Origin of the sequence: Paraburkholderia tropica, assembly GCF_900109265.1 — a bacterium.
GTDB lineage: Bacteria > Pseudomonadota > Gammaproteobacteria > Burkholderiales > Burkholderiaceae > Paraburkholderia > Paraburkholderia tropica.
This window is the reverse complement of record NZ_FNZM01000002.1, coordinates 1-26,326: the sequence shown is the minus strand read 5'-3', so window position 1 is coordinate 26,326 and position 26,326 is coordinate 1. Positions and strand designations below refer to the sequence as shown.

Sequence of the window (26,326 nt, the reverse complement as noted above, 5' to 3'; positions counted from 1 at the left end):
CCGCGCCTCCGCCCGCGCGCCGTGGCCGCCAGGCTCCGGACGCGGGCGTTGCGGCCAGCCGACATATGCCATTCGATAGGCTGAATATTACGCGCGCGTCATTTTTCGGCTTTGTAAGATGGCAGCGCTTTACCCTTGGCCAAACGCGGCGGCGCGCATCGTCCGGCGCCGCGCCGGCTCGATCATCAGCAAGTCCTTAATAAAATCGCCTTTGGAGAATCGTATGAAGAAGCTGATGTTGATGTTGACCGCCTTCGGCGTCGCGGCGCTCGCGCAGCCGTCGTTCGCCCAGCCGGCCGCGCCTCACGAGTCGAGCGCGGTGTCGTCGTATTCGGCGCCCACCGAAAAGCACGTGAAGAAACCGAAGAAAAAGAAGGTCAAGAAAGGTGCGGCCTCGGCCGCCGAAGCCGCGCCGGCAGCGGCCAGCGAGTAAGCGAGTAAGCGGCGTCACGCGCCGCCAGCGCTTGAAAAAGCAAAGAGCCCGCATCGAGCGGGCTCTTTCTTTTTTGCAGTTCACCGTGCGACTCACACCCAGCGCGCGACATCGTCGGCTTCGAGACTCAGCACGCTCGACGTTCGCGGCCGTCCGCGCAGGGGCACGTCAGATGCCCCACACGATGTCGTTGTCTTCTTTCTTCGCCGCGCGCAGCATGTCGAGGAACGGGAACGCGCGCTGGGCGAGGCCCGGCGGCAGTTCGTGATGTTCGTAGCCGTCTTCGCCTTCGTGGAAATGGCCTTCGTGTTCGGCGCGATCCTTCTTGTCGGTGGCGATGGCCGCCTCGAGCTTGCCGATGGCCGTGTCGAGTTCCTCGTGCGTGATCACGCCGCGCTCGCCAAGCCGCTTGCCGATGATGCCAAGAAGATATTGCGCGAGATTTTCCAGCATCGTCACGTCAGGCGACGCGTGGCATTTGAATGTAACCAGCATGTCTGTTCCCTTTATGATTTTTGATGTCCGCTTGACCTGGGCTGGACGCCGTTGCCGGCGCCCGCTGTAACTGGCGCCCTGCAACCGGAGATGCGCCAGCGGAAAAGCGAAACTGGCGAGCCCGGGTGTGCCGGGCTTCTCATTTCACATATTAGCACCTGCTAAAATCCGTCTGGACGGAATTACCCGCAGGGCGCGGCCCTGTCCGGCCAGCCGGTACGCCACAGCCAGCGCGCGACGCGCGCGCCTGACGCGACAGCCGCCGGACAGGCGGCCAACCGGCCAGAACGTGGCGGGTTAGCTGCCCCGATCGCTGGCCTGAAAGCTGACAAAGGCCGGCGGCGGCGCCCCGCCCTCACCCGAATTCGACGGCAAGCGCCGGCCTTTGCGCTTCATGCAGGCCGGCCCCGCACCCAACTACCCGCACAGGACCTGCAACAAGCATGCTGCCCGCACAGAAACACACCCTGGAGACTCTGCTCGCCGACGCCGTCGCCCAGGTGGCGAAGGCCACCGAGGGCGCGACCGAAGCCGCATTCGTCGTGCCCACGATCGCGCTCGAGCGTCCGAAGGTCGCCGCGCACGGCGACGTCGCCTGCAACGTCGCGATGCAGCTCGCCAAGCCGCTGCGCGCCAATCCGCGCGCGCTGGCCCAGCAGATCGTCGACGCCGTGAAGGCGCTGCCCGCCGCCGCCGGTCTGATCGCCGACGCCGAAGTGGCCGGTCCCGGCTTCATCAACCTGCGCCTGACCGTCGACGCCAAGCGCGCCGTGCTCGGCGCCGTGTTCGCCGAAGGCGCCGCGTTCGGCCGCTCGCAGCGCGAAGCCGGCAAGCGCGTGCTGGTCGAGTTCGTCTCGGCCAATCCCACCGGTCCGCTGCACGTCGGCCACGGCCGTCAGGCCGCGCTCGGCGACGCCATCTCGAACGTGCTCGGCTCGCAGGGCTACGACGTGCACCGCGAGTTCTACTACAACGACGCGGGCGTGCAGATCGGCAATCTCGCCGTCTCCACCCAGGCGCGCGCGCGCGGCCTGAAGCCGGGCGACGCGGGCTGGCCCGAAGCCGCCTACAACGGCGAATACATCGCCGAAATCGCCCGCGACTACCTCGCGGGCGAAACCGTCGCGGCCAAGGACGGCGAGCCCGTCACCGGCGCGAAGGATCCGGAAGACCTCGAAGCGATCCGCCGCTTCGCCGTCGCCTACCTGCGCCACGAGCAGGATCTCGACCTGCAGGCGTTCGGCGTGAAGTTCGACCGCTACTACCTCGAAACGTCGCTCTACACCGAAGGCCGCGTCGAGAAGACCGTCGAGTCGCTGATCGCCTCGGGCCAGACCTACGAGCAGGACGGCGCGCTGTGGCTCAAGACGACCGACTACGGCGACGACAAGGACCGCGTGATGCGCAAGTCCGACGGCACCTACACGTACTTCCTGCCGGACGTCGCATACCACGTCACCAAGTGGGAACGCGGCTTCACCAAGGTCATCAACGTCCAGGGCTCGGACCACCACGGCACCATCGCGCGCGTGCGCGCGGGCCTGCAGGCGCTCGGCATCGGCATTCCGACGGGCTATCCCGACTACGTGCTGCACAAGATGGTCACCGTCATGCGCGACGGCCAGGAAGTGAAGATCTCCAAGCGCGCGGGCAGCTACGTGACCGTGCGCGACCTGATCGAATGGTCGGGCGGCGCCGATGTGGACCGCGCGGGCAGCGACGTCGCGCCGGATCAGCTCGACGAAGCGACCATCCGCCGCGGCCGCGACGCCGTGCGCTTCTTCCTCATCTCGCGCAAGGCCGACACGGAATTCGTGTTCGACATCGACCTCGCGCTGAAGGAAAACGACGAAAACCCGGTGTATTACGTGCAATACGCGCACGCACGCATCTCGTCGATTCTCGGCGACTGGCAGGGCAAGTTCGGCGGCAAGCTCGACGCACTGCCGCAGATCGACCTCGCGCCGCTGTCGAGCGAACGCGCGCTCGCGCTCATCGCCAAGCTCGCCGAATATCCGGAGATGCTCACGCATGCGGCCGGCGAACTCGCGCCGCACGCGGTCGCGTTCTATCTGCGCGAACTCGCGGCTGAATTCCACTCGTTCTACAATGCCGAACGCGTTCTCGTCGACGACGCGGCCGAGCGCGATGCGCGCGTCGCGCTGCTCGCGGCCACGCGCCAGGTGCTCGCGAACGGTCTCGCGATGATCGGCGTGTCGGCGCCCGAGCGCATGTAACGCAACTGACGCATGCGTCGCGCCGCGCAGTGCCGCGGCGCATGACCACGTGAAGCGACATGTTTGGGGCGCGTCCGCGAGCGGGCGCGCCATTCCAGGATTCTCTTGTTTGCAGGTGATTCAGACGATGGCAAAACCGCGCCGCACTACAAAACAGCAGTCGAAACAGTCCGGGGGTACGTTTCTCGGTGTCGTGCTGGGCCTGATTGTCGGCCTTGCGATCGCGGTGGTGGTGGCGCTCTATATCACGCGCTCGCCCACGCCGTTCGTCTCGAAGGTCGCGCCGCCGGCCGCTTCGGACGCCAGCCAGAGCGAACAATACGATCCGAACCGTCCGCTGCAGGGCAAGACGCCGGGCCAGCCGGTCACGCCGCAAGCCGCGCAGAGCACGCCGCCGAACACCGCGCCGGGCCAGACCACGAATCAGTCGCAGTCGTCGGGCATGCTCGACGAGCCGCAGATCGTCGAAGTGCCGCCGTCGGGTTCGACCGACAACAGCGCGAACAACGCCGCCAACAACGGCGTCGCGGTCGCGCCGAAGCCCTCGACGGGCAACACGGCCGACACCACGCAGCCCGCGAAGAAGCCGCAGCCGTCGAGCCAGCCCGCGCAGCAACTCGCGAACAACCAGCCGCAGAAGTCGCCGAACGCAATTCCGGCGCCGAACGCCGCGAAGCCCGCACAGCCCGGCTCCGGCGCGCCGTCGGCCGCCGACGCCAACACCGGCTACTTCCTGCAGGTAGGCGCGTACAAGACTTCGTCCGACGCCGAGCAGCAGCGCGCGCGCCTCGCCTTCCAGGGCTTCGAGTCGAAGGTCACGCAGCGCGACGCGGGCGGCATCACCTACTACCGCGTGCGCATCGGTCCGTTCTCCAAGTTCGACGACATGAACTCGACGCGTCAACGTCTGTCAGACGCCGGTATCGACACCGCCGTCATCCGCTTCTCGAAGCAGTAACCGCCGTCCGCGCCGCGCCGCCGCGCGCTTCGCTCCCCGCGCTGTCCGCACCGTTGCGTGCGCAAGCGCCACGGGCGGAGCGCGCAGCCCGCGGCGCGATCTCATCCAGCAACGCCGCGGCCGCGCGCAGCCTGCGCGCCGCACCCATCGGGCCGGACGCCGCCGGCCTCGTCCAGTGGAACCACACGCTATGAAACGCATTCTCGGATCGCTCCTGCTCTCGCTCTCCATGATCGCCGGCGCCGCGCACGCCTCGCCTGCCGCGCCGGTCGCCAGCAAGGACTACACGGTGCTCAAGGCGCCACAGCCGCTCGACGTGCCCGCGGGCAAGATCGAAGTGATCGAATTCTTCTGGTACGGCTGCCCGCACTGCAACGCGTTCGACCCGTACCTCGAATCGTGGATCAAGAAGCAGGGCGCGGACGTCGTGTTCAAGCGCGTGCCGGTTGCCTTCCGTGACGATTTCGTTCCGCATTCGAAGATGTACTACGCGCTCGACGCGCTCGGCCTCGCGCAGAAGCTCACGCCGGCCGTGTTCCACGAAATCCACGTGAACAAGAACTACCTGCTCACGCCGGAAGACCAGGCGAAGTTCCTCGCCACGCAAGGCGTCGATCCGAAGAAGTACATGGACGCGTACAACTCGTTCTCGACGCAGAGCGCGCTCCAGCGCGACAAGGCCATGCTCGACGCGTACAAGATCGACGGCGTGCCGACCATCGCGATCCAGGGCAAGTACGAAACCGGCCCGGCGCTGATGCAATCGACGGAAGACAAGGCGCTGCCGGACACGCTGCAGGTCATGGACTTCCTCGTTTCGCAGATCCGCGCGAAGAAGATGTGAGCGCGCGCGCCGGCATGACACACCCGCTCAAGGTTTTCATCACCGGCGCGTCGAGCGGCATCGGCGCCGCTCTCGCCGCCGAATACGCGCGGCGCGGCGCCGTCCTCGGGCTCGTGGCGCGCCGCGCCGACGCGCTCGAGGCGTTTCTCCAGTCTCATCCGCAACACCCCGTTTCGATCTATCCCGCCGACGTGCGCGACGCCGATGCGCTCGCCGCCGCCGCGCGCGCGTTCATCGCCGAACACGGCATGCCCGACATCGTGATTGCCAATGCGGGCGTAAGCCGCGGCGCGCTCACGGGCGAAGGCGAACTCGCCACGTTCCGCGACGTGATGGACACCAATTACTTCGGCATGGTCGCCACCTTCGAGCCGTTCGCGCAGACCATGGCGCAGACGCGGCGCGGCACGCTCGTGGGCATCGCGAGCGTGGCGGGCGTGCGCGGGCTGCCGGGTTCGGGCGCGTACAGCGCGTCGAAGGCCGCGGCGTTCGCCTATCTCGAAGCGCTGCGCGTGGAGATGCGCCCGTTCAAGGTGCCCGTGGTCACCATCGCGCCCGGCTACATCCGCACGCCGATGACCGCGAAGAACCCATACCGCATGCCGTTCCTGATGGACGCCGACCGCTTCGCCGCGCGCGCCGCCGACGCCATCGCGCGCGGACGCGCCTTCGCCGTGTTTCCGTGGCCGATGCGCGTGGTCGCCGCCCTGCTCGGCGCGCTGCCGCGCTGGCTCTACGACCGCGCCTTCGAGCGCGCGCCGCGCAAGCCGCGCACTGCGCAGCATTGACCCCTGCCCCCAATCGTTGGGGGAGATCGGCCTCCCACTCGTCGTGGGAGCGATCAGACCCACGCTCGTGGGGGATGGGGAGCGATCGCCCCCCATATTGGTATGCCGATTAATTTGTTGTCCGGGCTATATCCCTTCGATAAGCTTTCCCGATCGGACCCTCGCGCCGTTCTTCGCGCGCGCAGCGCGGCAGACGGCGGACCGGTCCGCACACCAACGGCAAGACCCTGGCAAAACGGAGATCCCATGCGCTTCACCTCGCCCGCCCCCGTGCTCGCCGCCGCCCTGTGCGCGCTCGCCTGCGCGGCCACGCCCGCGCTCGCGAAACCGCTCACGATCTGCACCGAGTCGAGCCCGGACGGCTTCGACGTCGTGCAGTTCAACTCGCTCGTGACGACCAACGCCTCCGCCGACGTGATCTTCAACTCGCTCGTCAGCTACGACGAAGCGCAGAAGAAGGTCGTGCCCGCGCTCGCGCAATCGTGGGACGTGAGCGCCGACGGCCTCACTTACACGTTCCATCTGCGCCCGAACGTGGCGTTCCAGACCACCGAATGGTTCAAGCCCACGCACACGCTGAACGCCGACGACGTCGTCTTCACCTTCGAGCGCATGCTCGACGCGAATAACGCGTGGCACAAGGTCGCCGGCCCGAGCGGCTTCCCGCACGCGCAGTCGATGGGTCTGCCCAAGCTCATCAAGTCGGTCAGCAAGGTCGATGCGAACACGGTGAAGTTCGAACTGAACGAGCCGAACGCCACCTTCCTCTCGATCCTCACGATGGGCTTCGCGTCCATCTACTCGTCCGAATACGCCGATCAGCTGCTCAAGGCGGGCAAGCCGCTCGACCTGAACGCGAAGCCGGTCGGCACCGGTCCGTTCCAGCTCAAGAGCTACACGAAGGACGCGGTGATCCGCTACGACGTGAATCCGTCGTACTGGGGGCCGAAGCCCAAGGTCGACCGCCTGATCTACGCGATCACGCCCGACGCCGCCGTGCGCGCGCAGAAGGTGAAGGCCGGCGAATGCCAGATCGCGCTCTCGCCCAAGCCGCAGGACGTGGCCGACGCGAAGACCGACAAGGCGCTCAAGGTTGTGCAGACGCCCGCTTTCATGACGGCCTTCGTCGCGCTCAACACGCAGAAGAAGCCACTCGACAACCCGAAGGTCCGTCAGGCGCTGAACATGGCGTTCGACCGCACGACGTATCTGAAGACCGTGTTCGACAACACGGCCACGCCCGCGACCAATCCGTGGCCGCCCATCACCTGGGGCTACGACAAGACGATCCAGCCGTATCCGCACGACATCGCGAAGGCCAAGGCGCTGCTCGCCGAAGCGGGCGTGCCCAACGGCTTCTCGACGACGATCTGGGTGCGCCCGAACGGCAGCGTGCTCAATCCGAATCCGCGTGCGGGCGCCGAACTGCTGCAAGCCGATTTCGCGAAGATCGGCGTGAAGGCGGAGATCAAGGTGATCGAATGGGGCGAGCTGATCAAGGAAGCCAAGCAGGGCCAGCACGACACGCTCTTCATGGGCTGGGCCGGCGACAACGGCGATCCGGACAACTACCTCTCGCCGCTCTTTAGCTGCAACGCGGTGCAGTCGGGCATCAACTTCGCGCGCTTTTGCGATCCGAAGCTCGACAAGCTGATCGCCGACGGCAAGGCAACCGCCGATCAGGCGAAGCGCACGAAGCTCTACGAGAGCGCGCAGAAGATCATTCACGATCAGGCGCTGTGGATTCCGCTCGGCTATCCGACCGCCGCCGCCATCACGCGCGCCAACGTGAACGGCTATCAGGTGAGCCCGTTCGGCCGCCAGAACTTCGGCGCGGTGACGGTGCAGTAAAGCCGTCCGTTGCGCGGCGCGTTGACCGCGAAATGAAAAAAGCCGGGGCATGTCCCCGGCTTTTTTGTGCGCGCTTGATGAGCGTTTGTACGTAGCGGGCGTAACGTGCGCTGCCCGCGCCGTGCTCAAGCGACCGCGAGCACCCGCTCCCCGGCCTCGCGTGCGGACGCGCCGCGCGCAATCAGCGCCTGCCAGTGCAGCTTCGGAAACACGTCCTCGCCGAGCGCGCTCTGCATCGACAGATTGCGCACCTCGACGCCGCGCCGCGCGAGCAGACCCGCCGCACCGCGAAACGACGGTTCGATGATGTCGCGGAAATCCTCGTCGAGATGACTCGGCTGCATGTTCGCCGCCGACTCGTAGAAACGCGGCGTGAGCGCCGCATTGGCGAGATCGACGCCGTGCAGCAGGATGCGGCGAAAGCCGAGCGCCGCCAGCACCTGCAAACCCGTGTACGCGACCGTGCAGCCGTCGAACACGCCGCGCCGCAGATCGAGGCTGAAACCCAGCGTGTGCGGCGCGTCGAACAGCGCGAGCGCGCGTTCGTCGTAGACCGCGCGCACTGCGTTCTTCTCGACGGCGCGGCGGCCGGCGGGAAACAGCATGTCGTCGACGAGAAACACGCGGCAGCGCAGACGCTCCACGCCGAAGCGCTGCACGATATGCCAGAGCACGACCGGCGTCGCAAACAGCGTGAGCGGCTCGCGAATCACGCGCTCGACCAGATCGACGCGTTGACGCGCGAAGCCCGTGTCGACGATGCAGTAGTAGTCGAAGCGCACGCCCGCGCGTTCCTGCAGCGCGATTGCGCCGTTCACGCCCATCACGCGCGGCATGGCGAGCGCGCGGTAATCGATCTCGTTGATCGACGGACCGGTGGCGATCAGATGGCATTCGCGCGCGTCGGGCAGCGGCAGCACCGCCGTGCCGTTCACGCAGGGCAAACTGCGGCCGCCGATACGCATGCCGGTAAGTCGCCCCGTTGCGTCGCGTTCGAGCGTGACGCCGTGCGCGATGCGCTCGTTATGACGCCACGCGCGTGAATGCGTGTGGCGATAGAGCAGCTTGAAGAAGGTGTTGAGGGCGCGGCGCACCGGCGAGGACGCGGCGGACTGCGCGTTCTCGACAGGCGCGGGGGCGTGATTCGCATTCGCGGCTTTCGCAGCGAACGCGGCGTCCGCCGTGCTCGACTGTCGCTCCGCTTCGACGCCAGCGCGCGACGAGCGGATGGCGGTGCATTCGGAGACCATCGCTAATCCTTGCATCGAGACGAAGCCGAAGGCTCCGCGCATAAAGGAAGGAAGGACGAGTCTACGTTTTGCTTTCGTTACGTTGGTTACAAAGAGTAGGAAAAACTATTACAGACGCTTACGAGCGAGAAATTTGCTGACATCTCCGCTCGGGCGGCACACACGTAACGAAGCTGGAAATACGCAACAATTTGCGCAATCCACAGGGACTGCAAACTCCTTACCAAAATCGCTTGATCGAGTGCAAAGCCCGTAATGATTGGGCTTTCACATCGTCACGGGGCAGCTTGCGACCTTTCATTGCACCGTCAAAGCCGAGACGATTGTTGCAGATTCGTAATTTTCAAAGCCGCGCGGCGAGCTAGATTGGAGTCGTCCATTCATCCAGCGAAGGAGACTCCGAATGAACACGAAGACGAAGCTGATTGCCGCATTGGGTGCAGGTGCAACGATCCTCGCCGTATCGCAGACCGCGATGGCCGGCGTCTCCGTCGGCCTCGCCATCGGCGCACCGGCGCCCGTGTACGCCGCGCCGGCGCCGGTCTATGCACCGACCTATGTCGGCTGGCACGACGACCGCCGTTGGGACGACCGTCGCTGGGGCGATCGCCGTTGGGACGACCACCGCTGGCACGACCGTCACTGGGGCAGCGACCGCCGCGGCGCCTACGGCCACGACGACGGCTATCGCCGCTGGTAAGCGCGCGGCATCGCGTGGCTGATTAGCCGAGCCACGCACCGCAATCGCAGCAAACGCAGCAAACGAAAAACGCCTCGCGCAGTGCGAGGCGTTTTTCGTCGTGCGCAATGCGCGTCGGACCGTCACGCCATGATGTGCGCGCCGCCATCGATATACACGGTGTTGCCGGTCAGCCGCCGCGCGTAGCGCGTCGCCAGATACGCGGTGGCGTAACCCACATCCATGATGTCGACGAGTTCGCCGAGCGGCGCGCGCTCGACCGCTTCGGCCAGCATGCGGTCGAAATCGGGCAGCCCCGACGCCGCCCGCGTCTTGAGCGGCCCCGGCGAAACCGCATGCACGCGGATGCCCAGCGGACCGAGTTCGTACGCGAGATAGCGGCACGACGCTTCGAGCGCCGCCTTCACCGGCCCCATCAGGTTGTAGTTCGGCACGACGCGATTCGCGCCGTCATAGCTCATCGCGAACAGCGTGCCGCCGCGCGGCATCAGCGGCGCGGCGCGCTTCGCCATGCGGATGAAGGAGTGGCACGAGACGTCCATCGCATACGCAAAACCCTGCGCCGACGAATCGAGCAAACCGCCTTGCAGATCGGCCTTCGGCGCGTAAGCGATCGAATGCAGCGCGATGTCGAGCGAGCCCCAGTGCTCGCGCACGGCGTCGAACACGGCGTCGAGCTGCGCGTCGTCTTCGACGTTGAGCGGGAGCAGCAGCGTCGCGCCGAGTTCCTGCGCGAGCGGTTCAACGTAGGGTTTCGCCTTGTCGTTGAGATAGGTGAGCGCGATGTCCGCGCCCAGTTCGGCGAACGCGCGCGCGCAGCCCCACGCGATCGATTCGGCGTTGGCCACGCCCGTCACGAGCGCGCGCATGCCGGCGAGCGGCCGGTCGGGAGGAGTGTGCATGACGGACCTCGCGAGTGATGTTGCGGTTGTCTCAGACGATTTCGCGCCTGGCCTCACGCGCGGCGCGCCTCGATGCACGCGCCGCGCGTGAATGCGCTATCGCACTTCACATTCGACTTCACTCGCCCGCAGAACGCGCGGCGCGGCGGCGCGCCGCGGCCGGACGCGACGTGCGCGTGGCAGCGGGCGGGCTCGCGGGACGCACGCGGCGGGACGCGGGTTTCGTTGCCGTCTTCGTTGCGGGTTTCGTCGCGGCTTTGGCGGCGGTTTTCGCTGCGGGCTTCGTGGTCGGCTTCGTGGTCGGCTTCTCGGTCGGTTTGGCCGCCGGTTTCACCTCGGGCGCATCGACGGCCTTCACCGCAGCCTCGACAGCCGCCTTCACTTTCGCGTTCGTCGCGCGGCGCGGCTTCGTGGCGGCGGATGCGGCATCGGCCTTCGGAGCGTCGTGCTGATCTTGCGGATCGGCGGAAGCCTTCACCTGCGCGCCGCCCGCCGCCTGCGTCGAGCCGGAGCCGCCGCCCGCCGCACCGCTTCCGCTCGCGCCACCACTCTCGCCACCACTCGCACTGCCCCCGCCCGGCGGCGGCGGCAGCGGTTCTTTCTCGCTGCCCGGCTCCAGACCGAGCACGCGCTGCACTTCGGCGAAACGCTCCGCGCGCTCGCCGTCGAGCGGCCCCGACGCGCTCGCGACCTGATACACCGCCGACATCAGCAAACGACGCGAACGCGCATCCGGCACGAGGTCCGGCAACGCGGCGACGGCGGCCTGCGCATCGAGCTGCACGATCGCGCCCTGGCGGCGCGCGGCCTCCTTGAGTTCCGCGATGCTCGGCTGACGTTCGCCGAAATATTCGCGCGCCAGCTCGCGCATCCTCTGGAACGGCCGGTACTGCACCACATGCATTTCATCGGCGAGGTACGCCATGATGCGCATGAACACATCGAGCAGCGACGCCTTGTGCACATGCGCGTGCGCCGCGCGCAGGCGCATCTGCGCCAGCTCCTTGCGCAGCGCCGTGAGCGGCGGCGCGATCGGATCGAGCGGCAGGCTGGGCGCGACGCCCACCCACGCCTGCACCCACGGCGCGGTGTAGAGGCTGTAGAAGGTGCTTTCGGTCCACGTGTCGCGCGCGTCGCGATACGCGTCCCACACGGCCTCGATGCTCGCCGACACCTGCTTTTCGATCAGCGTGAACGGGTTGTCGCGCTCCGCCGGTTTGCGATGCGCGCGCACCGCGTCGGCCACGGCGGGCAGCGCGCCGAGCACCGGGTTCGCATCGCTGAAAAAGCTGCGCTCCACGCGCGACGGATGCGACTCGCGCAGCAGATGCGCGCTGAGCGCATTGCTCGACGCGCGCACGGTCGGCGAGACGAACAGGTCGTAAATACGCTGATTGTTTTCCGCGAAACGACGCACGACTTCGAACGGCTGCTCGTCGTCGCGGCCGTCGTCGAGCGCGAGAATATCGTCGATGGTGCGGCGCTCGAAGCGGATTTCGTAGCGTCCTTCGAGCGCTTCGAGACGGCCCGCTTCCGGCGTCGAATCGGTGATGCGCGCCTCGTAGAGTCCGGGCGGCAGCACGTCGATCAGATCGAGCGCCGAAAATAGTTCGGTGTGCTCTTTATTCGCCACGCTGGCCGACACGAAGATGCCGAGATGCCCCACCTTGTCGTGCAGACAGTAGACGATCACCTGCTCGTTCGCGACGATTTCATCCACGCTCGCGTAGAGATCGGGAATCCAGTTCAGCGCCTGTTGCGGCGGCGTGATGTTGTCGCCCCACGAAGCGAGCACGATGATCGGCGTGCGGATGTTGCGCAGATCCACGGGCGCGCGCGCGTTCTTCGCGTAGACCTCGTTGCGCGTGAGGTGATTGCCCACGAACAGGTTCTGCACGATCCAGTCGATTTCCGCGCGGTTCAGCTGGAAGTGGCCGCCCCACCAGCGCTCGAATTCGAGGAAGCGCTCGCGCTCCGTATCGACCTTCGCATAGAGGTTGTAGAGCTTGCCCCAGAATGTATTCGACGGATTGAGGTTCTCGAAGTTGGTGACGAGATGCGCGCCGTCGAAATGGCCGTCGCCGAGATCGGCCGCCAGCGACGACATCCACGAGCCGCCCAGCATGCCGCCCGAATAGCGCATCGGATTCTTGCCGCGCACGCCCGCCCAGTACGAAAGCGGCGAGCCCGCGAGCATCAGCGGGCCGACCAGCGAAGGCGCGGACGCGGCCAGCAACGCGGCGGCCCAACCGCCCTGGCAGTTGCCGATCACGAAGGGCTGGCCGTCGGCGTCGGCATGCAGTTCGCGCACTTTCTGCAGGAACACGGCCTCGGCCTTGCCGACCGATTCGATCGTCTGCGTATCGGTGGGCACCGGGAAGAACGTCACGAAGTAGCACGGATGGCCCTTGCGCAGCGCGATGCCCACTTCGCTGTCCATCTTGAAGCCCGCGATGCCCGGACCGTGGCCCGCGCGCGGATCGATCACGACGAACGGACGCATGCGCGCGTCGGTCTGCACGCCCTCTTCGGGCTTGATGCGCAGCAGCGCGTAATTGCAGGGATCGTCGAGTTCGCGGCCGTCGACGATCACCTCGTAGTCGAACGCGAGCACCGGCGGCATGCCGGCTTTCTCGTGCATGTAGGTCTGGTTGCCGCGCTCGCGCAGCACGTCGAGGAACAGCACGCTGCGCTGCCAGGCGTCGAACAGATAGTCGTAGAGCGGCTGGATCGCGGCGGGCGCGGCGGCGGGCAAGGCCGGAAACGGCGGCATGGACTGAATCGACGGAAACGACGCCAGCGGCTGCAACGGCGAGAAGGCGGTGGTCGCGCCCGCGCTTGCGGCGTCCAGCGCCTGTTGCGCCTGCGCGAACAGCGGATTCAACGCCGGGTCGAAGGCTGATCCGAAGGCGGATTTCAGCGCCGTCTGCGCGGCCTCGGCCGATTCGGCGAACGCGTTGGCGAGCGGCGAAAACAGCGGCGAGAGCGAGGAAAAAGCAGGCAGCGACGGAAACGATGAAAGCGATGAAAGCGGCGAAGGCAGGGAAGTCAGCGACGGCGGCAGCGGCCAGAGCGGCCAGAATGCGTTCGGCGCGTGAGTCGCATTGGGCGCGGCGTCCTGCGTCGCGTGGGAATCGGCTGGGAGTGCAGGCGAGAGAGCGGAAACTGCCACGACACGAATCTCCTTTAAGGGGGCGCGCGCGGCGTCTCGCGCAGGCCGCGCGAGCGAACCTGGGAGGCGGCGCGCGTCCGGCACCGGGCCGGCGAAGCGCATGCGCTGCGGATCGGCAGGCGGCGCAAGGCATGAACTGGCGCACGCGCGGCGCGGACCCGGCGGCATGCAAAACCACCAGGCGAGCGCAGGCGCCGCGCCGTGCTGCACTGCAGTATCCCAATCTAGGCAGCGCTCTGACGAAAGTCAAGGCGGGCCGAATCGCGCAGTCGCTGTCATCATCGCCGCGCGCCGTGAATGAGGCGTGACAGACGCGCTCGCGGGCCTTCGGCGGCCCTGCGACAAACGGTATCGGCACGGTTTTTTCGCGGCCGCTAACGCGCACCGCAAGCCGATGCGCGATGAATCGGCGTTCGCGCCACGCGCCATCACCGAACCGGCGCGACACCGCCCACGCGCACTTTTCGACCGGCGCCGCGCACGCTGGACTACACTGTTAGCGCTTTGCGCGCCGCAACATGCGCACGGCCGCCGCACCCGTTTTACCGCGTGGTTTCAGTCAACGTAGCGCCCTTCGAAGAGATGGACATGACTGCATCGCCCGACAAGTACTCGGTTCTGCTGGCGCGCTGCGCCGGCCTGCCGCCCGTGCCCACCGCCGTCGCGCATCCGTGCGATGTGTCGTCGCTGACGGGCGCGCTCGACGCCGCCAATCTCGGCCTCATTTCGCCGATCCTCGTCGGCCCCGAAGAGAAGATCCGCTCGGTGGCGCAGGAGGCGAATCTCTCGCTCGACAACGTCGTGATCGTCGACGCCCCGCACAGCCATGCCGCCGCCGAGCGCGCCGTGCACGCCGTGCGCGCGGGCGAGGCCGAACTGCTCATGAAGGGCAGCCTGCACACCGACGAACTGCTGCACGAAGTGGCTTCGGGCGCGAACGGCCTGCGCACCGAGCGCCGCCTCTCGCACGTGTTCGCGATGGACGTGCCCACGTATCACAAGCCGCTCTTCATCACCGACGCGGCCGTCAACATCTTCCCCAAGCTCGCCGACAAGGCCGACATCGTGCGCAACGCCATCGATCTCGTGCAGGCGCTCGGCATCGGCACGCCGAAGGTGGCGATCCTCGCGGCCGTGGAAACGGTCTCCGACAAGATGCCCTCGACGATCGACGCCGCCGCGCTCTGCAAGATGGCCGACCGCGGCCAGATCACCGGCGGCCTGCTCGACGGCCCGCTCGCCTTCGACAACGCGATCAGCGCCGAAGCCGCGCGCATCAAGGGCATCACCTCGCCGGTCGCGGGCGACCCCGACATCCTGCTCGTGCCCGACCTCGAAGCGGGCAACATGCTCGCCAAGCAGCTCACCTTTCTCGCGGGCGCGGAAGCGGCGGGCATCGTGCTCGGCGCGCGCGTGCCCATCATCCTCACGAGCCGCGCCGACACCGTGCGCTCGCGTATCGGCAGTTGCGCGATCGCGGTGCTGCTCGCCCACGCGCGGCGCGCGCGCATGACCGCGGAGGCGCTGTGACCGCTCATCTCACTTCCGCCCAGCTCTCGGAGCAACACGCCGCCGAAGGCCAGATCGTGCTCGTCGTGAACGCGGGCTCGTCGAGCATCAAATGTTCGGTGTATCGCGTGATCGACGATCCGCACGCCGAAGCCGGCGCGCGCGCGATACACGGCGCGGGCGGCCAGATCGAAGGCATCGGCGTGGCGCCGCGCGTGGTCGCGCATATGGCCGACGGCCGCCTGATCGTCGACGAAAAATTTCCGGTCGCCCAGGTCGCCGACCACGACGCCGCGTTCCGTCTGCTGCGCCTCGTGCTCGCCGTCGGTTTGCGCGACACGCCGCCCGCCGCGATCGGGCATCGCGTGGTGCACGGCGGCGCGCACTTCACCGACGCCGTGCTCATCGACGACAAGGTGATCGAGGAACTCGACGCGCTCACGCCGCTCGCGCCGCTGCATCAGCCGCACAATCTCGCGGCGATTCGCGCGGTGCGCGTGGCCGCGCCCGAGCTGCCGCAGGTGGCCTGTTTCGACACGGCCTTCCACGCGGGCAACGACATCATGGCGCAACTGTTCGCGCTGCCGTTTCACTACTACGAGGAAGGCATCCGCCGATACGGCTTTCACGGGCTCTCGTACGAGTACATCGCGCATCATCTGCACACCGTCGCGCCCGATATCGCGCGCGGCCGCGTGATCGTCGCGCATCTGGGCAACGGCGCGAGCCTGTGCGCGATGAAGGACGGCAAGAGCGTGGAAACGACGATGGGCCTCACCGCGCTCGACGGCCTGCCGATGGGCACGCGCTGCGGCGCGCTCGACGCGGGCGCCGTGCTCTGGATGATGGCGCACGGCATGGATTACGCGGCGATCGAAAAGGTGCTGTATCAGGAGTCGGGGCTCAAGGGCATTTCGGGCCTCAGCAGCGATATGCGCGAACTGCTCGCGAGCGACAGCAAACAGGCGAAACTCGCGGTGGACTTCTACACGTATCGGATCGCGCAGGAAGTGGGCAAGCTCGCGGTAGTGCTCGGCGGGCTCGATGCGCTGGTGTTCACGGCCGGGATCGGCGAGCATGCGGCGCCTGTGCGCGCGCAGGTGTGCGAGCGGCTCGCGCCGGTGTTCGGCATCGCGCTGGACACGGCCGCGAACGACGCGGGCAAGGAACGCGTGAGCGCGAGCGACAGCCGCGTGCCGGTGTTCGCGATTCCCACCGATGAAGAAGGCATGATCGCGCTGCACACAGCGCGGCTGCTGCGCGAGGCGCATGTGCATGCGCAGCCCGACGCGGGCGCGGCCGCGCGGCTCGGGCAGTGAAGTTGAGCACCGTGAGCGCTCTGCTTCGGCACGAGCGCCCGCGCGCCTGACGGCTCGGGCGCGCTTCTCCCTCAGGCGAACGCGGAGAGACCGCCCGGCAAGACCGGCGCGGCGCTTTCCACGTCGCGAACCGGCTCCGCCTGCGCTTCGTCGTCACGCAGACGCTTGGGCGCCTCGCAATGCACGAGCGTATCGATGAAATACTTCGCGCGCGGCCACGGACCGAAGCCCGCCGCCGAGTTGATGTGACCCGCATCGCCGAGATTCACGAACGCGCTGCCCAGTTGCTGCGCGAGCTGACGCGCGCCGGCGAGCGGCATCCACGGATCGGTTTCGCTGCCGATCAGAATCGACGGCACGCTCAGACGGCGCGCCTCGAACGGCCCGGCGAAACGAAACTTCTCGGGGCTCGCGGGCGCGACGAACAGCACGCCCGCCACATCCGCGCCGAGCTTCCCCTGTTGCTGCGCGTGCGCGGTCACGAGACAGCCGAAGCTGTGCGCCGCAAGCAGAAAGGGCCCGCGCTCGCGCGCGAGGCGCTCGCGCAGGGCGTCGCTCCAGACCGCCAGATCGGGAGCGTCCCAGTCGGCCTGCTCCACGCGCAGCGAGTGCGCGAACTGACGTTCGAGCCAGGTCTGCCAGTGCGCACCGTCGCTGCCGTGCAAACCGGGCACGGTGACGAGTCGCGGCGGCCAGCGGGATTGAGCGCACGAAAGCATGATTTTTTCCTCGCATCGAGAGGTCGAGCATGGATTGTGATCCGCGACCCGTGCGTGCCGAACCAATTTTTTTTGCTTTGCTTTTTCAGGGGCGCCCGCCGACGCCCACCGGCAGGCCGTGCCGCCGCCCGCGTCGAGAAAGCCAGGCCAGCGGCGGCCCGAAAAAGTAGAATGGAGCGAATGCTGATTCAGTTGCCCATTCATCTGGCGATTCCGGTCGCCGGCTTCCGTCACTGAATTCCGTCGCGGGCCGTAGCCGCCTTTTGCTTCTGCTTTCGCCGCCGGGATTCGACACACCACGCGCAGCACGCTCACAAGCACGATGAAGATTCTGTTCTGGCTCCCGCAATCCGACGCTTCCGCCTGGCTTCAGGGCCTGTCCCGCGCGCTGCCCGCCGCGGAACTGCGCGCCTGGCAACCGGGCGACACCGCCCCCGCCGATTACGCCGTGGTCTGGCATCCGCCGCGCGAACTGTTCGCCGCGCGCCCCGGCCTCAAGGCGGTGTTCAACCTGGGCGCGGGCGTCGATGCGATCCTCGCGCTCGAACGCGAGCATCCCGGCACGCTCCCTCAAGACGCGCTGCTCGTGCGTCTCGAAGACTCCGGCATGGCGCCGCAAATGGCCGAATACGTGCAGCACGCGGTGCTGCGCTATCTGCGCCGTTTCGACGACTACACGCAGCAGCAGACGCGCGGCGAGTGGCACGTGCTCGCGCCGCATCCGCGCGAAACCTTCACCGTGGGCGTGCTCGGGCTCGGCGTGCTGGGCGCGCAGGTCGCGCACGCGGTGGCCGCGCTCGGCGTGCCGGTGCGCGGTTTCTCGCGCAGCGCGAAACATCTCGACGGCATCGAGACCTTCTCGGGCGAGTTGCACGGCGCGCAGTTCGACGCCTTCCTCGACGACGTGAAACTGCTCGTCAACCTGCTGCCCGCCACGCCCGACACCGAGAACGTGCTGAACGCGCGCACCTTCGGCAAGCTCGCGCGCGGCGCCTATGTCGTGAACGTCGCGCGCGGCACGCATCTGAACGAACCGGACCTGCTCGATGCGCTGACCAACGGCACGCTCGCCGCGGCCACGCTCGACGTGTTCCGCACCGAGCCGCTGCCGCACGATCATCCGTTCTGGCAGGAGACGCGCATCACGATCACGCCGCATAGCTCGGCGCTGACCTTGCGCGACGAAGCGATCTCGCAGATCGCCGACAAGATCGAGGCGCTCGCGCGCGGCGAAACCGTGAGCGGCGTCGTGCATGCCGCGCGCGGCTATTGATGATCGGCTGAACACCGCGCGCCGCCCCCACAAGAAACCGGAGACACACATGGCCAGCAACGCCCTGCCGCAAGCCGTCAAGATCGTCGAAGTCGGACCGCGCGACGGTCTGCAAAACGAAAAGGAATTCGTCCCCACAGCGATCAAGATCGAGCTGATCGACCGCCTCACGCAGGCGGGTTTCGCGAACATCGAGGCGGCCTCGTTCGTCTCGCCGAAATGGGTCCCGCAGATGGCCGACGGCGCCCAGGTGATGGACGGCATCGCGCGCCGCGCGGGCACGATCTATTCGGTGCTCACGCCCAATCTGCGCGGCTTCGAAGGCGCGCTCGCCGCGCGCGCGGACGAGATCGTGATCTTCGGCGCCGCGAGCGAAGCGTTCTCGCAGAAGAACATCAACTGCTCGATCGCCGAGAGCATCGAGCGCTTCGCGCCCGTTGCCGAAGCGGCCAGGGCCAACGGCGTGCGCATTCGCGGCAGCGTGTCGTGCGCGCTCGGCTGCCCGTATCAGGGCGAAGTGCCGGTCGCGTCGGTGGTCGACGTCGTGGCGCGCTTCGCCGCGCTCGGCTGCGACGAGATCGATATCGCCGACACCATCGGCGTGGGCACCGCGAAGCGCGTGCACGAAGTGTTCGAAGCCGTCACGAAGGCGTTCCCGCGCGAGCGCCTCTCGGGCCACTTCCACGACACCTACGGCCAGGCGCTCGCCAACATCTACGCCGCGCTCGAAGAAGGCATCGCGATCTTCCACGCCTCGGTCGCGGGCCTCGGCGGCTGCCCGTACGCGAAAGGCGCGACCGGCAACGTCGCGACCGAGGACGTGCTGTATCTGATGAACGGCCTCGGCATCCGCACCGGCATCGACCTCGATCAGGTGGTCGCCGCCGGCGACTTCATCTCGACGGCCATCGGCCGCCCGAACGTCTCGCGCGCGGGCAAGGCGCTGCTCGCGAAACGGCAGAACGCCGCCGCGTGCGCGTGACCCGCCCGCGTACTCGCCACACTGCAACGAAGGACCTCAGGACATGACGGAAACGCTCATCAACTCCGAGAAAGACGGCATCGACGCCCTGCCCGATTCCGCGCAACGCGTCGCGCTCCTGCTGCGCGACCACGGCCATGCCAAGCCGGTCGTGCTGCTGCCCGAAACCGGCAAGACCTCGGCCGAAGCGGCCGCCGGTCTCGGCTGCGAAGTGGCGCAAATCGCCAAGTCGATCCTGTTCCGCCGCCGCTCGGACGACGCGCCCGTGCTCGTGATCGCGAGCGGCGCGAATCGTGTCGACGAAAAGAAAGTCGAGGCGCATGTCGGCGCGATCGGCCGCGCGGATGCGAAGTTCGTGCGCGAGAAAACCGGCTATGCGATTGGCGGCGTGTGCCCGATCGGTCACGCCACCAAACCCGTCACGCTGATCGACGCCGACCTGTTCTCGCTCGACAGCCTGTGGGCCGCCGCCGGCCATCCGCATGCGGTGTTCAATCTGTCGCCGCAGGAACTCGCGGCGATGACCGGCGCGCCCGTGGTCGACGTCGCGCTGCGCGACGCATGAGCGGCCGCGCACCGAACCCGTCGTCGGCGATGCCGGCAGCGATGTCTTCGGCGACCGGCACGCCCTCGCCCTGCATCAGCGTGTGCCGCATGCACGAGCCGAGCGGCCTGTGTGAAGGCTGCCTGCGCACGCTCGACGAGATCGCCCTGTGGTCCACGTTCGACGACGCCGCGAAACGCGCCGTTTGGGACGCGATCGAAACGCGCCACGCGAACTGGATCGCCGAGCGCTTCGGCGGTAAAAACAGCAACAACAGCGATGAGGCCGCATCATGACCGCGCCCGCGCGCATCGTGCAGATCGGCGAAACGTTTCGCTCGACGCTCGCACTCTCGCCCGATTCGGTGAAGTCGTTCGCCACGCTCGTGAACGATCTGAACCCGCTGCATCACGACGACGACTACGCCGCGCAAAGCCGCTTCGGCAGCCTGATCGCCTCGGGCACGCAGCCCACCGCGCATTTCATGGCGCTGCTCGCGACGCATTATTCGCAGCACGCGCAGCCGCTCGGCCTCGAATTCGACATGAAGCTCAAGCGCGCCGCGCACGCGCACGACGTCATCACTTTCGAATGGCGCGTGGTGGAGGCGTACTGGAAAGCGAGCCTGAACGGCGATCTCGTGAAGCTCGACGGCACGGCCACGAACCAGCGCGGCGAGACGCTCGTGATCGGCCGCGCGACCATCCTCGTGATGCCGAAGCCCGCCTCATGACGCTGCCGGATTCGATCCGCGTATTCGAGCGCGGCTGGCTCTCGTCGAACAATGTGCTGCTCGTCGATGAGACGCGCGCGGCGCTCGTCGATACCGGTTACGCCACGCATGCCGCGCAGACCGTCGCGCTCGTGCAGCATGCGCTCGCGGGCCGCACGCTCGACGCGATCGTCAACACGCATCTGCATTCGGATCATTGCGGCGGCAACGCGCGATTGCAGACGCAATGGCGCTGCGACACGCTGATTCCCGCCGCCAGCGCCGACGCCGTGCGCGCGTGGGACGCCGCGCGCCTCACCTTCGACGCCACCGCGCAGACCTGCGAGCGCTTCGCGTTCACGGGTAAGCTCGCGCCGGGCGACCGGCTTTCGCTCGGCGGTTTCGACTGGGACGTGCTGGGCGCGCCGGGCCACGATCCCGACTCGCTGATGCTCTACGCGCCCGAGCCGCGCGTGCTGATCAGCGCCGACGCGCTCTGGGAAAACGGCTTCGGCGTGATCTTTCCGGAACTGGACGGCGCGAGCGGATTCGCCGAGCAGCAGGCCGTGCTCGACGTCATCGCGCAACTCGATATCGCGATGGTGATTCCGGGCCACGGCGCGCCGTTCGCCGACGCGCGCGCCGCACTCGAACGCGCGAATTCACGTCTTGCGTGGCTGCGGGCCGATCCGGCACGCAACGCGAAAAACGCGCTCAAGGTGCTGATCGTGTTCAAGCTGCTCGACGTGCGCAGCCTGAGTTTCGACGCGCTGAACGCGATGGTGGCGAACGCATCGATCATCCGCGCCGCGGCGCAGCAACTCGCGCCCGAAAGCGCGTGGCCCGCCCTGGTGCGCGAACTCACCGGCGAGCTGGCGAAAAGCGGCGCGCTGGTGCTGCGCGAACACGGCATCGAGGCGCCCGCCGGCACGGTCTGAGCCACGCTAAAAAAAACGCTCGTCCTTTTTCGGGGACGAGCGTGAGTATCGTGCTCTGACGTGATCAAACTGTCGAGCCGATCATACTCGCGCGAGAATACGCGCCGCATCAGTGATTTCCCTAAAAACGGGGCGGCAGTGAAATGCCGTGTAACAAGACGGTTAAAGCATGCAGAACCGCACCTTGATGCAGCCTAAATCGCTGAAATTCATGGCGCCAAAAATTATTTCGCCATCCGAATCAATAGACGAAATTGGAGCGCGTGCATCAAAGACCGATATGCACGCGCAGCCAGTCGAACAAATGCGAGCACAGATATAAACCGAGCCCGATCGTGCCGCCGATCACCGTGCCGTTCACGCGTATTTCCTGTAGATCCTTGCCGATCTTCAGTTCGATCAGGCGCGCGGTTTCACGCGTGTCCCAGTTACGCACCGTGTCGCGGATGTGATGCGTGAGATAGCGCGAAAAATCCGGCGCCATCGCGCGCGCGGCGTCTTCCAGATGGCTGTTGAGCGAGGCGCGCAGATCGGCGTCGGCGGCCAGCGCTTCGCCGAGCCAGCGTCCTGTCGCGGCCACTTTCGCGTGCAGCGTGGAATCGTCGCGTTCGAGGTCGTCGCGCAGCCACGCGCGCAGGCTCTCCCATAGCTCGCGCGTGTAGTCGTTGAGCGCGCTGCCTTCGCGCAGGCTCGTCTTCAGTTCTTCGCCCTTGCGCAGAAACGCGGGATCGTTCTTGAGCTGCACGATCAGGCGCTGCACGATCTCGTCGAACTTCACGCGCAGATGATGCTCGCGGTCCTCGCTCACTTGCAGCAGCAGGCGGTTCACGGCGCTTTCCAGCACGCGCGCGCCGCTTTCGCCGATCCATTCCGAGGGCAGGAATTTCTCGGTCTTCGGAAACTCGCCCTTGAGTCCATCGACGATGCGCGTCGCCACGAACGCGCGCGTGCTGTCTTCGGCCAGCAGCAGGCCGAGTTGATCGAGCAACTGGTCGAGCAGTTCCTGATGACGGCCGTCCTTCGTGAGCGTGTCGAGCAGCGCGCCCGCCGACTTCGAGAGATCGACCTTGTCGAGCGCCGCATGCAGACCGTCGCGGATAAAGCTCTGGATGCGCGCGTCGTCGGTGAGGCCGAGCAGGCCCGACATGAGCCGCACCGCGTAATCGCCGAGATGGCGCGCGTTTTCGGGCGCGCGCAGCCACGTGGACAGGCGCTCGACCGGATCGTGGCGGCGGATCAGCCCGACGAGCGAACTCACGTCGAGAAACTTCTCCTGCACGAAGGCGGCGAGTTCGTCGGCGATGCGGTCCTTGTTGCGCGGAATCACGCCCGTGCGCCGCGCGATGAACGGAATCGGCACGCGCCGGAACAGCGCGACCACGGCGAACCAGTCCGCCAGCGCGCCGACCATCGCGGCCTCGCTGACGGCCTTGATGCCGTCGATCACCACGCCCGGCGGCGACAGCGCCGTGACGACGAACACCAGCGCCGCGCCCAGCAACAGCGCCAGCGCGCGCCGTTTGGCGCGGCGCAGGTCGCGTTCGTCCTGACTGGGTTCGGCGTGCGTGTCGCGCGTGTCGTGCTTGTCACGATGCGCGGGCGGGATCGGATCGGGCGATGAGGAAGGCGTGGTCATGCGGCTGACGCGTCGGGCGGTTCGAACCGCGCCATTATGCGGCCAGCGTGTTGAGGCCCGCCTCGGCCGCGCCATATCGGCTTGATCTCGCCTCGATCGAATTTGCCGCGTGAGGTCGGCGGCGCCGACGCCCTGCGTGCCCTGCGTGCCCTGCGTGCCCTGCGTGCATCGTGCGCGTGACGCGAATCACGCGCCTTGCGCCTTGCTCCGCGCCGGCACGATGCGCCAGCCGAGATTGACGCCCGCCGCCGCGAGCAGGATCAGCGCCGCGCCCGCGACCTGAATCCACGCGAGCCGCTGACCGAAGGCGAACCAGTCGACCAGAATCGCCACCACCGGATAGATGAACGAAAGCGCGCCGGTCATCGCCGTCGGCAGCTTCTGGATCGCGCCGTAAAGCAGCACGTACATGATGCCCGTGTGCACGATGCCGAGCGTGACGATCTGCGCCCAGTGCACGGGCGTCGCGGGCAGCGTGCCGTAGTGGATGAACGGCGCGAGCGCGAACGCACCGAACGCGAGTTGCACGAGCGCGATCAGATGCGGCGGCGTGCCCTTCAGATGCCGCGTGATGATCGACGAAATCGCGTAGAGCAACGCCGCGCCCGCCGCGCAGGCCACGCCGGTCAGATATTGGCCCGGCACCGCGAGCACGGCGGGCTGCACCTCGACCACGCCCACCAGCCCGACGAACGCCAGCGCGAGCCACACGACGGTGGACGCGCTCACGCGTTCGCGCAGCACCAGCACGCCGAGTCCGACCAGCATGAACGGCTGCGTGTTGTAGACGGCGGTGGCCATCGAAATGGAGGCGCGCGAGTACGCGGCGAACAGCAGCACCCAGTTCGCGACGATGGCCGCGCCGCCCGCGATCGCGAGCGCCAGCGTGCGCCACGGCAGCCGCTGCCGGAACAGCCCGAGCGCCGCGCAGACGAGCGCGAGCATCGCGCCGCCCAGCACGCAGCGCATGAACGCGACGTTGATGGGCGCCTGCTGCGAATCGACGACGAGCCAGCCGATGGTGCCGGACATCAGCATCGCAACGATCATCTCGCCCGCGCCGCGGCGGATTTCGGGAGTGGCCATGAGTGCGTGTTCCTCGTGGAGGGATGCGTCGGTGAATGGTTGAAAGTCTACGCAGGCCGTCTCGCGAAATACAGCGCTAAACTAAGGCACAACCGCTCATTTTCCTTCGAATCGAAGGCACAAGACGCAAGCGAGCCGACAAACCGCAGGAGGCAGATGATGAACAAGCGACCGAACCCGCCGGCCGCCGCGCTCGACGAGATCGACCGCGCGCTGCTGGCCGCCCTCGTCGAGGACGCGCGCGCGAGCGTGAGCGAACTCGCGCGGATCGTCGGGCTGTCGGCGCCCAGCACCTCGGAGCGCTTGCGGCGGCTCGAAGCGCAGGGCGTGATCGGCGGCTATACGGTGCGCATCGACCCGCGCGCGCTCGGCTACACGCTGCAGGCCATCGTGCGCGTGAAGCCGCTGCCGGGTCAGTTGCATCTGGTGGAAGACGTGATCCGTCGCATTCCCGAGTTCATCGAATGCGACAAGGTCACTGGCGACGACTGCTTCATCGCGCGCATCTGGCTGCATTCGATCGAGCAGCTCGACGAGATTCTCAACAAGGTCACCGAGCGCGCGGAGACCAGCACGGCGATCGTCAAATCGACGCCCGTGCCGCGCCGCCTGCCGCCGCTCGGCTGATCCGCGCCCGCGGGTTCGGTCCGGACGCTAGTCCTGCCGCTCAGTCGCCTCGAAGAACGACAGGATCTCGGCGGTCAGTTCCGCGCTCGCTTCCTCGGGAATGTAATGGCCGCAGGCGAGCGCGCGGCCGCTCACGTCGCGCGCCACCTTGCGCCATTCGGCGAGCGGATCGAAGCACTGCTCGATCACGCCATGCTCGCCCCACAGCACGCGCAGCGGGCACGCGACCTTGTGGCCGCGCTCGATGTCGGCGCGGTCGTGTTCGAGGTCGATGGTCGCCGACGCGCGATAGTCCTCGCACATCGCGTGCACCGCACCGGGCTGGCGCAGCGCCGCGCGGTACGCGCCGAGCGCCTTGGGCGCGAACGGCGCGAGGCCCGCGTGACGGCTGCCCATCACGCGCTCGATGTAGGCGTCGGGATCGGCGCCGATCAGCGCTTCGGGCAGCGGCTCCGGCTGGATCAGCAGGAACCAGTGGAAATAGAGCGTGGCGAATTCGCGGTTGGTCTGCTCGTACATGGCGAGCGTGGGCGCGATGTCGAGCAGCATCAGGCGCTCGACGGCGTCCGCGTGGTCGAGCGCCATGCGATGCGCGACGCGCGCGCCGCGGTCGTGCGCGCAGACGAGAAAGCGCTCGAAGCCGAAGTGACGCATGACCGCGACCTGATCGGCGGCCATCGCGCGCTTCGAATAGGCGGCGTGCGTGGCGTCGCTCGGCGGCTTCGACGACGCGCCGTAGCCGCGCAGGTCGGTGGCGATCACGGTGAAGTGCTTCGCCAGATCGTCCGCGCAGCGATGCCAGATCATGTGCGTCTGCGGATGGCCGTGCAGCAGCAGCAGCGGCGGTCCGTCGCCGCCCTTGATGCCCGCGATCTCGACGCCGTTCGCGGTGGGAACGGTGAAGGGCGTGAATCCATCGAACGGCATGGCATGTCTCCCTGGTGTGCTTGTTGGTCTGTGCGACATTGTAGGAGGGGCGCGCGGCGCGCAGCGGCGCTTTCGGGCCAGAAAAGCTAGGGAAGGTCTGCAAAAGTCCTGGCATTGAAGACTGGTTTGCCTATCCTGGAAGATAGACAAGTTCAAGGAGTTCGTCGATGACACAACTCGGTCTTGGTCTGGATCTTTCGACGAAACGCACGCGCAAGCGGGAATTTCTCGATGAGATGATGCGCGTGGTGCCATGGTCGAGGTTGATTGCGTTGATCGAACCGCACTATCCGAAGGGTAAGACCGGAAGGCCGCCGTTTCCGGTTGCGACGATGCTGCAGATCCACTTCATGCAGCAGTGGTTTGGGCTTTCGGACCCAGCGATGGAAGAGGCGCTTTACGACGTGGCGCTGTATCGTGAGTT

General features: G+C 67.2%; 25 protein-coding genes. 17 read left to right on the top strand and 8 right to left on the bottom strand.

Annotated elements, in window-relative coordinates; genetic code table 11:
* Nucleotides 1-118 precede the first annotated feature (118 nt).
* A complete protein-coding gene (locus BMY06_RS02460) occupies nucleotides 119-433 on the top strand; it encodes a hypothetical protein (protein ID WP_375790400.1) in 315 nt (104 codons plus the stop codon).
* 168 nt (nucleotides 434-601) lie between these two features.
* On the opposite strand, the gene BMY06_RS02455 is transcribed toward BMY06_RS02460, so the two are convergent.
* Nucleotides 602-928 (bottom strand): DUF1840 domain-containing protein, encoded by a 327-nt coding sequence (locus tag BMY06_RS02455; protein ID WP_065062041.1) that lies wholly within the window; start codon nucleotides 926-928, stop codon nucleotides 602-604.
* 443 nt (nucleotides 929-1,371) lie between these two features.
* On the opposite strand from BMY06_RS02455, the gene argS reads away from it, so the two are divergent.
* The 5 genes from argS to BMY06_RS02430 all read left to right on the top strand — a co-directional run bounded on the left by argS (nucleotide 1,372) and on the right by BMY06_RS02430 (nucleotide 7,606).
* Nucleotides 1,372-3,165 carry an arginine--tRNA ligase gene (gene argS, locus BMY06_RS02450; protein ID WP_074981418.1) on the top strand — a complete coding sequence of 598 codons (1,794 nt, stop codon included), beginning with the start codon at nucleotides 1,372-1,374 and terminating at the stop codon, nucleotides 3,163-3,165.
* A gap of 127 nt (nucleotides 3,166-3,292) precedes the next feature.
* Entirely contained in the window at nucleotides 3,293-4,123 is an 831-nt protein-coding gene (locus BMY06_RS02445) for an SPOR domain-containing protein (RefSeq protein WP_065062313.1), read from the top strand.
* Between the two features lie 190 nt (nucleotides 4,124-4,313).
* Nucleotides 4,314-4,967 carry a thiol:disulfide interchange protein DsbA/DsbL gene (locus tag BMY06_RS02440; protein ID WP_065062038.1) on the top strand — a complete coding sequence of 218 codons (654 nt, stop codon included), beginning with the start codon at nucleotides 4,314-4,316 and terminating at the stop codon, nucleotides 4,965-4,967.
* A gap of 14 nt (nucleotides 4,968-4,981) precedes the next feature.
* Nucleotides 4,982-5,755, top strand: a complete 774-nt coding sequence (locus BMY06_RS02435) for an SDR family oxidoreductase (protein WP_074981727.1) — start codon at nucleotides 4,982-4,984, stop codon at nucleotides 5,753-5,755.
* 246 nt (nucleotides 5,756-6,001) lie between these two features.
* Nucleotides 6,002-7,606, top strand: coding sequence for an ABC transporter substrate-binding protein (locus BMY06_RS02430; protein ID WP_074981415.1), 1,605 nt, complete (start codon nucleotides 6,002-6,004; stop codon nucleotides 7,604-7,606).
* 125 nt (nucleotides 7,607-7,731) lie between these two features.
* On the opposite strand, the gene BMY06_RS02425 is transcribed toward BMY06_RS02430, so the two are convergent.
* Nucleotides 7,732-8,856, bottom strand: coding sequence for a hypothetical protein (locus BMY06_RS02425; RefSeq protein ID WP_083400878.1), 1,125 nt, complete (start codon nucleotides 8,854-8,856; stop codon nucleotides 7,732-7,734).
* Between the two features lie 403 nt (nucleotides 8,857-9,259).
* On the opposite strand from BMY06_RS02425, the gene BMY06_RS02420 reads away from it, so the two are divergent.
* Complete coding sequence (locus tag BMY06_RS02420; RefSeq protein WP_065062034.1) at nucleotides 9,260-9,556, top strand: hypothetical protein; 297 nt, start codon at nucleotides 9,260-9,262, stop codon at nucleotides 9,554-9,556.
* Between the two features lie 122 nt (nucleotides 9,557-9,678).
* On the opposite strand, the gene fabI is transcribed toward BMY06_RS02420, so the two are convergent.
* Together fabI and BMY06_RS02410 are read right to left on the bottom strand one after the other, a co-directional pair.
* On the bottom strand, nucleotides 9,679-10,458 hold the full coding sequence (gene fabI / locus BMY06_RS02415; protein WP_065062032.1) for an enoyl-ACP reductase FabI: 780 nt from the start codon (nucleotides 10,456-10,458) through the stop codon (nucleotides 9,679-9,681).
* A gap of 118 nt (nucleotides 10,459-10,576) precedes the next feature.
* Nucleotides 10,577-13,630 (bottom strand): DUF3141 domain-containing protein, encoded by a 3,054-nt coding sequence (locus BMY06_RS02410; protein WP_074981413.1) that lies wholly within the window; start codon nucleotides 13,628-13,630, stop codon nucleotides 10,577-10,579.
* Between the two features lie 549 nt (nucleotides 13,631-14,179).
* Here BMY06_RS02410 and BMY06_RS02405 point away from each other — a divergent pair.
* Nucleotides 14,180-15,160, top strand: coding sequence for a bifunctional enoyl-CoA hydratase/phosphate acetyltransferase (locus tag BMY06_RS02405; protein ID WP_390969473.1), 981 nt, complete (start codon nucleotides 14,180-14,182; stop codon nucleotides 15,158-15,160).
* Nucleotides 15,157-16,458, top strand: coding sequence for an acetate/propionate family kinase (locus BMY06_RS02400; RefSeq protein ID WP_074981411.1), 1,302 nt, complete (start codon nucleotides 15,157-15,159; stop codon nucleotides 16,456-16,458). The genes BMY06_RS02405 and BMY06_RS02400 overlap by 4 nt, the downstream gene beginning before the upstream one ends.
* A 71-nt stretch (nucleotides 16,459-16,529) precedes the next feature.
* Here BMY06_RS02400 and BMY06_RS02395 read toward each other — a convergent pair whose 3' ends face one another.
* On the bottom strand, nucleotides 16,530-17,177 hold the full coding sequence (locus BMY06_RS02395) for an RBBP9/YdeN family alpha/beta hydrolase (RefSeq protein ID WP_074981410.1): 648 nt from the start codon (nucleotides 17,175-17,177) through the stop codon (nucleotides 16,530-16,532).
* 322 nt (nucleotides 17,178-17,499) lie between these two features.
* Here BMY06_RS02395 and BMY06_RS02390 point away from each other — a divergent pair, with 322 nt between their 5' ends.
* The 6 genes from BMY06_RS02390 to BMY06_RS02365 are packed head-to-tail and all read left to right on the top strand — an operon-like array spanning nucleotide 17,500 to nucleotide 21,626.
* Nucleotides 17,500-18,450, top strand: coding sequence for a 2-hydroxyacid dehydrogenase (locus tag BMY06_RS02390; RefSeq protein ID WP_074981409.1), 951 nt, complete (start codon nucleotides 17,500-17,502; stop codon nucleotides 18,448-18,450).
* A 49-nt stretch (nucleotides 18,451-18,499) separates the two neighbouring features.
* Entirely contained in the window at nucleotides 18,500-19,432 is a 933-nt protein-coding gene (locus BMY06_RS02385; RefSeq protein WP_065062021.1) for a hydroxymethylglutaryl-CoA lyase, read from the top strand.
* A 43-nt stretch (nucleotides 19,433-19,475) separates the two neighbouring features.
* Complete coding sequence (locus BMY06_RS02380; RefSeq protein ID WP_065062019.1) at nucleotides 19,476-19,997, top strand: YbaK/EbsC family protein; 522 nt, start codon at nucleotides 19,476-19,478, stop codon at nucleotides 19,995-19,997.
* Between the two features lie 29 nt (nucleotides 19,998-20,026).
* Nucleotides 20,027-20,272, top strand: a complete 246-nt coding sequence (locus BMY06_RS02375; protein WP_074981723.1) for a DUF1289 domain-containing protein — start codon at nucleotides 20,027-20,029, stop codon at nucleotides 20,270-20,272.
* The gene (locus BMY06_RS02370) at nucleotides 20,269-20,709 is read left to right on the top strand and encodes a MaoC family dehydratase (protein ID WP_065062017.1); all 441 of its coding nucleotides are present in this window, start codon (nucleotides 20,269-20,271) and stop codon (nucleotides 20,707-20,709) included. The genes BMY06_RS02375 and BMY06_RS02370 overlap by 4 nt, the downstream gene beginning before the upstream one ends.
* Entirely contained in the window at nucleotides 20,706-21,626 is a 921-nt protein-coding gene (locus BMY06_RS02365) for an MBL fold metallo-hydrolase (protein ID WP_074981407.1), read from the top strand. Before BMY06_RS02370 ends, BMY06_RS02365 begins: the two co-directional genes overlap by 4 nt.
* A 268-nt stretch (nucleotides 21,627-21,894) precedes the next feature.
* On the opposite strand, the gene BMY06_RS02360 is transcribed toward BMY06_RS02365, so the two are convergent.
* Both BMY06_RS02360 and BMY06_RS02355 read right to left on the bottom strand, forming a co-directional pair.
* The gene (locus tag BMY06_RS02360) at nucleotides 21,895-23,262 is read right to left on the bottom strand and encodes a DUF445 domain-containing protein (RefSeq protein ID WP_080180587.1); all 1,368 of its coding nucleotides are present in this window, start codon (nucleotides 23,260-23,262) and stop codon (nucleotides 21,895-21,897) included.
* Nucleotides 23,263-23,448: 186 nt separating this feature from the next.
* Complete coding sequence (locus BMY06_RS02355) at nucleotides 23,449-24,348, bottom strand: DMT family transporter (protein WP_074981406.1); 900 nt, start codon at nucleotides 24,346-24,348, stop codon at nucleotides 23,449-23,451.
* Between the two features lie 159 nt (nucleotides 24,349-24,507).
* On the opposite strand from BMY06_RS02355, the gene BMY06_RS02350 reads away from it, so the two are divergent.
* Nucleotides 24,508-24,975 (top strand): Lrp/AsnC family transcriptional regulator, encoded by a 468-nt coding sequence (locus tag BMY06_RS02350; protein ID WP_065062302.1) that lies wholly within the window; start codon nucleotides 24,508-24,510, stop codon nucleotides 24,973-24,975.
* A gap of 27 nt (nucleotides 24,976-25,002) precedes the next feature.
* Here BMY06_RS02350 and BMY06_RS02345 read toward each other — a convergent pair whose 3' ends face one another.
* Nucleotides 25,003-25,902 carry an alpha/beta fold hydrolase gene (locus BMY06_RS02345; protein WP_065062013.1) on the bottom strand — a complete coding sequence of 300 codons (900 nt, stop codon included), beginning with the start codon at nucleotides 25,900-25,902 and terminating at the stop codon, nucleotides 25,003-25,005.
* Nucleotides 25,903-26,069: 167 nt separating this feature from the next.
* On the opposite strand from BMY06_RS02345, the gene BMY06_RS02340 reads away from it, so the two are divergent.
* The coding region (locus tag BMY06_RS02340; RefSeq protein ID WP_143064400.1) for a transposase at nucleotides 26,070-26,326 on the top strand (257 nt) is incomplete at its 3' end.

Coding starts and splice junctions, on each gene's coding strand:
- BMY06_RS02420 (WP_065062034.1), top strand. CDS start 9,260: ATGAACACGAAGACGAAGCTGATTGCCGCATTGGGTGCAGGTGCAACG.
- fabI (WP_065062032.1), bottom strand. CDS start 10,458: ATGCACACTCCTCCCGACCGGCCGCTCGCCGGCATGCGCGCGCTCGTG.
- BMY06_RS02345 (WP_065062013.1), bottom strand. CDS start 25,902: ATGCCGTTCGATGGATTCACGCCCTTCACCGTTCCCACCGCGAACGGC.
- BMY06_RS02385 (WP_065062021.1), top strand. CDS start 18,500: ATGGCCAGCAACGCCCTGCCGCAAGCCGTCAAGATCGTCGAAGTCGGA.
- BMY06_RS02425 (WP_083400878.1), bottom strand. CDS start 8,856: ATGGTCTCCGAATGCACCGCCATCCGCTCGTCGCGCGCTGGCGTCGAA.
- argS (WP_074981418.1), top strand. CDS start 1,372: ATGCTGCCCGCACAGAAACACACCCTGGAGACTCTGCTCGCCGACGCC.
- BMY06_RS02380 (WP_065062019.1), top strand. CDS start 19,476: ATGACGGAAACGCTCATCAACTCCGAGAAAGACGGCATCGACGCCCTG.
- BMY06_RS02370 (WP_065062017.1), top strand. CDS start 20,269: ATGACCGCGCCCGCGCGCATCGTGCAGATCGGCGAAACGTTTCGCTCG.
- BMY06_RS02360 (WP_080180587.1), bottom strand. CDS start 23,262: ATGACCACGCCTTCCTCATCGCCCGATCCGATCCCGCCCGCGCATCGT.
- BMY06_RS02365 (WP_074981407.1), top strand. CDS start 20,706: ATGACGCTGCCGGATTCGATCCGCGTATTCGAGCGCGGCTGGCTCTCG.
- BMY06_RS02395 (WP_074981410.1), bottom strand. CDS start 17,177: ATGCTTTCGTGCGCTCAATCCCGCTGGCCGCCGCGACTCGTCACCGTG.
- BMY06_RS02435 (WP_074981727.1), top strand. CDS start 4,982: ATGACACACCCGCTCAAGGTTTTCATCACCGGCGCGTCGAGCGGCATC.
- BMY06_RS02390 (WP_074981409.1), top strand. CDS start 17,500: ATGAAGATTCTGTTCTGGCTCCCGCAATCCGACGCTTCCGCCTGGCTT.
- BMY06_RS02460 (WP_375790400.1), top strand. CDS start 119: ATGGCAGCGCTTTACCCTTGGCCAAACGCGGCGGCGCGCATCGTCCGG.
- BMY06_RS02355 (WP_074981406.1), bottom strand. CDS start 24,348: ATGGCCACTCCCGAAATCCGCCGCGGCGCGGGCGAGATGATCGTTGCG.
- BMY06_RS02440 (WP_065062038.1), top strand. CDS start 4,314: ATGAAACGCATTCTCGGATCGCTCCTGCTCTCGCTCTCCATGATCGCC.
- BMY06_RS02375 (WP_074981723.1), top strand. CDS start 20,027: ATGCCGGCAGCGATGTCTTCGGCGACCGGCACGCCCTCGCCCTGCATC.
- BMY06_RS02350 (WP_065062302.1), top strand. CDS start 24,508: ATGAACAAGCGACCGAACCCGCCGGCCGCCGCGCTCGACGAGATCGAC.
- BMY06_RS02430 (WP_074981415.1), top strand. CDS start 6,002: ATGCGCTTCACCTCGCCCGCCCCCGTGCTCGCCGCCGCCCTGTGCGCG.
- BMY06_RS02455 (WP_065062041.1), bottom strand. CDS start 928: ATGCTGGTTACATTCAAATGCCACGCGTCGCCTGACGTGACGATGCTG.
- BMY06_RS02445 (WP_065062313.1), top strand. CDS start 3,293: ATGGCAAAACCGCGCCGCACTACAAAACAGCAGTCGAAACAGTCCGGG.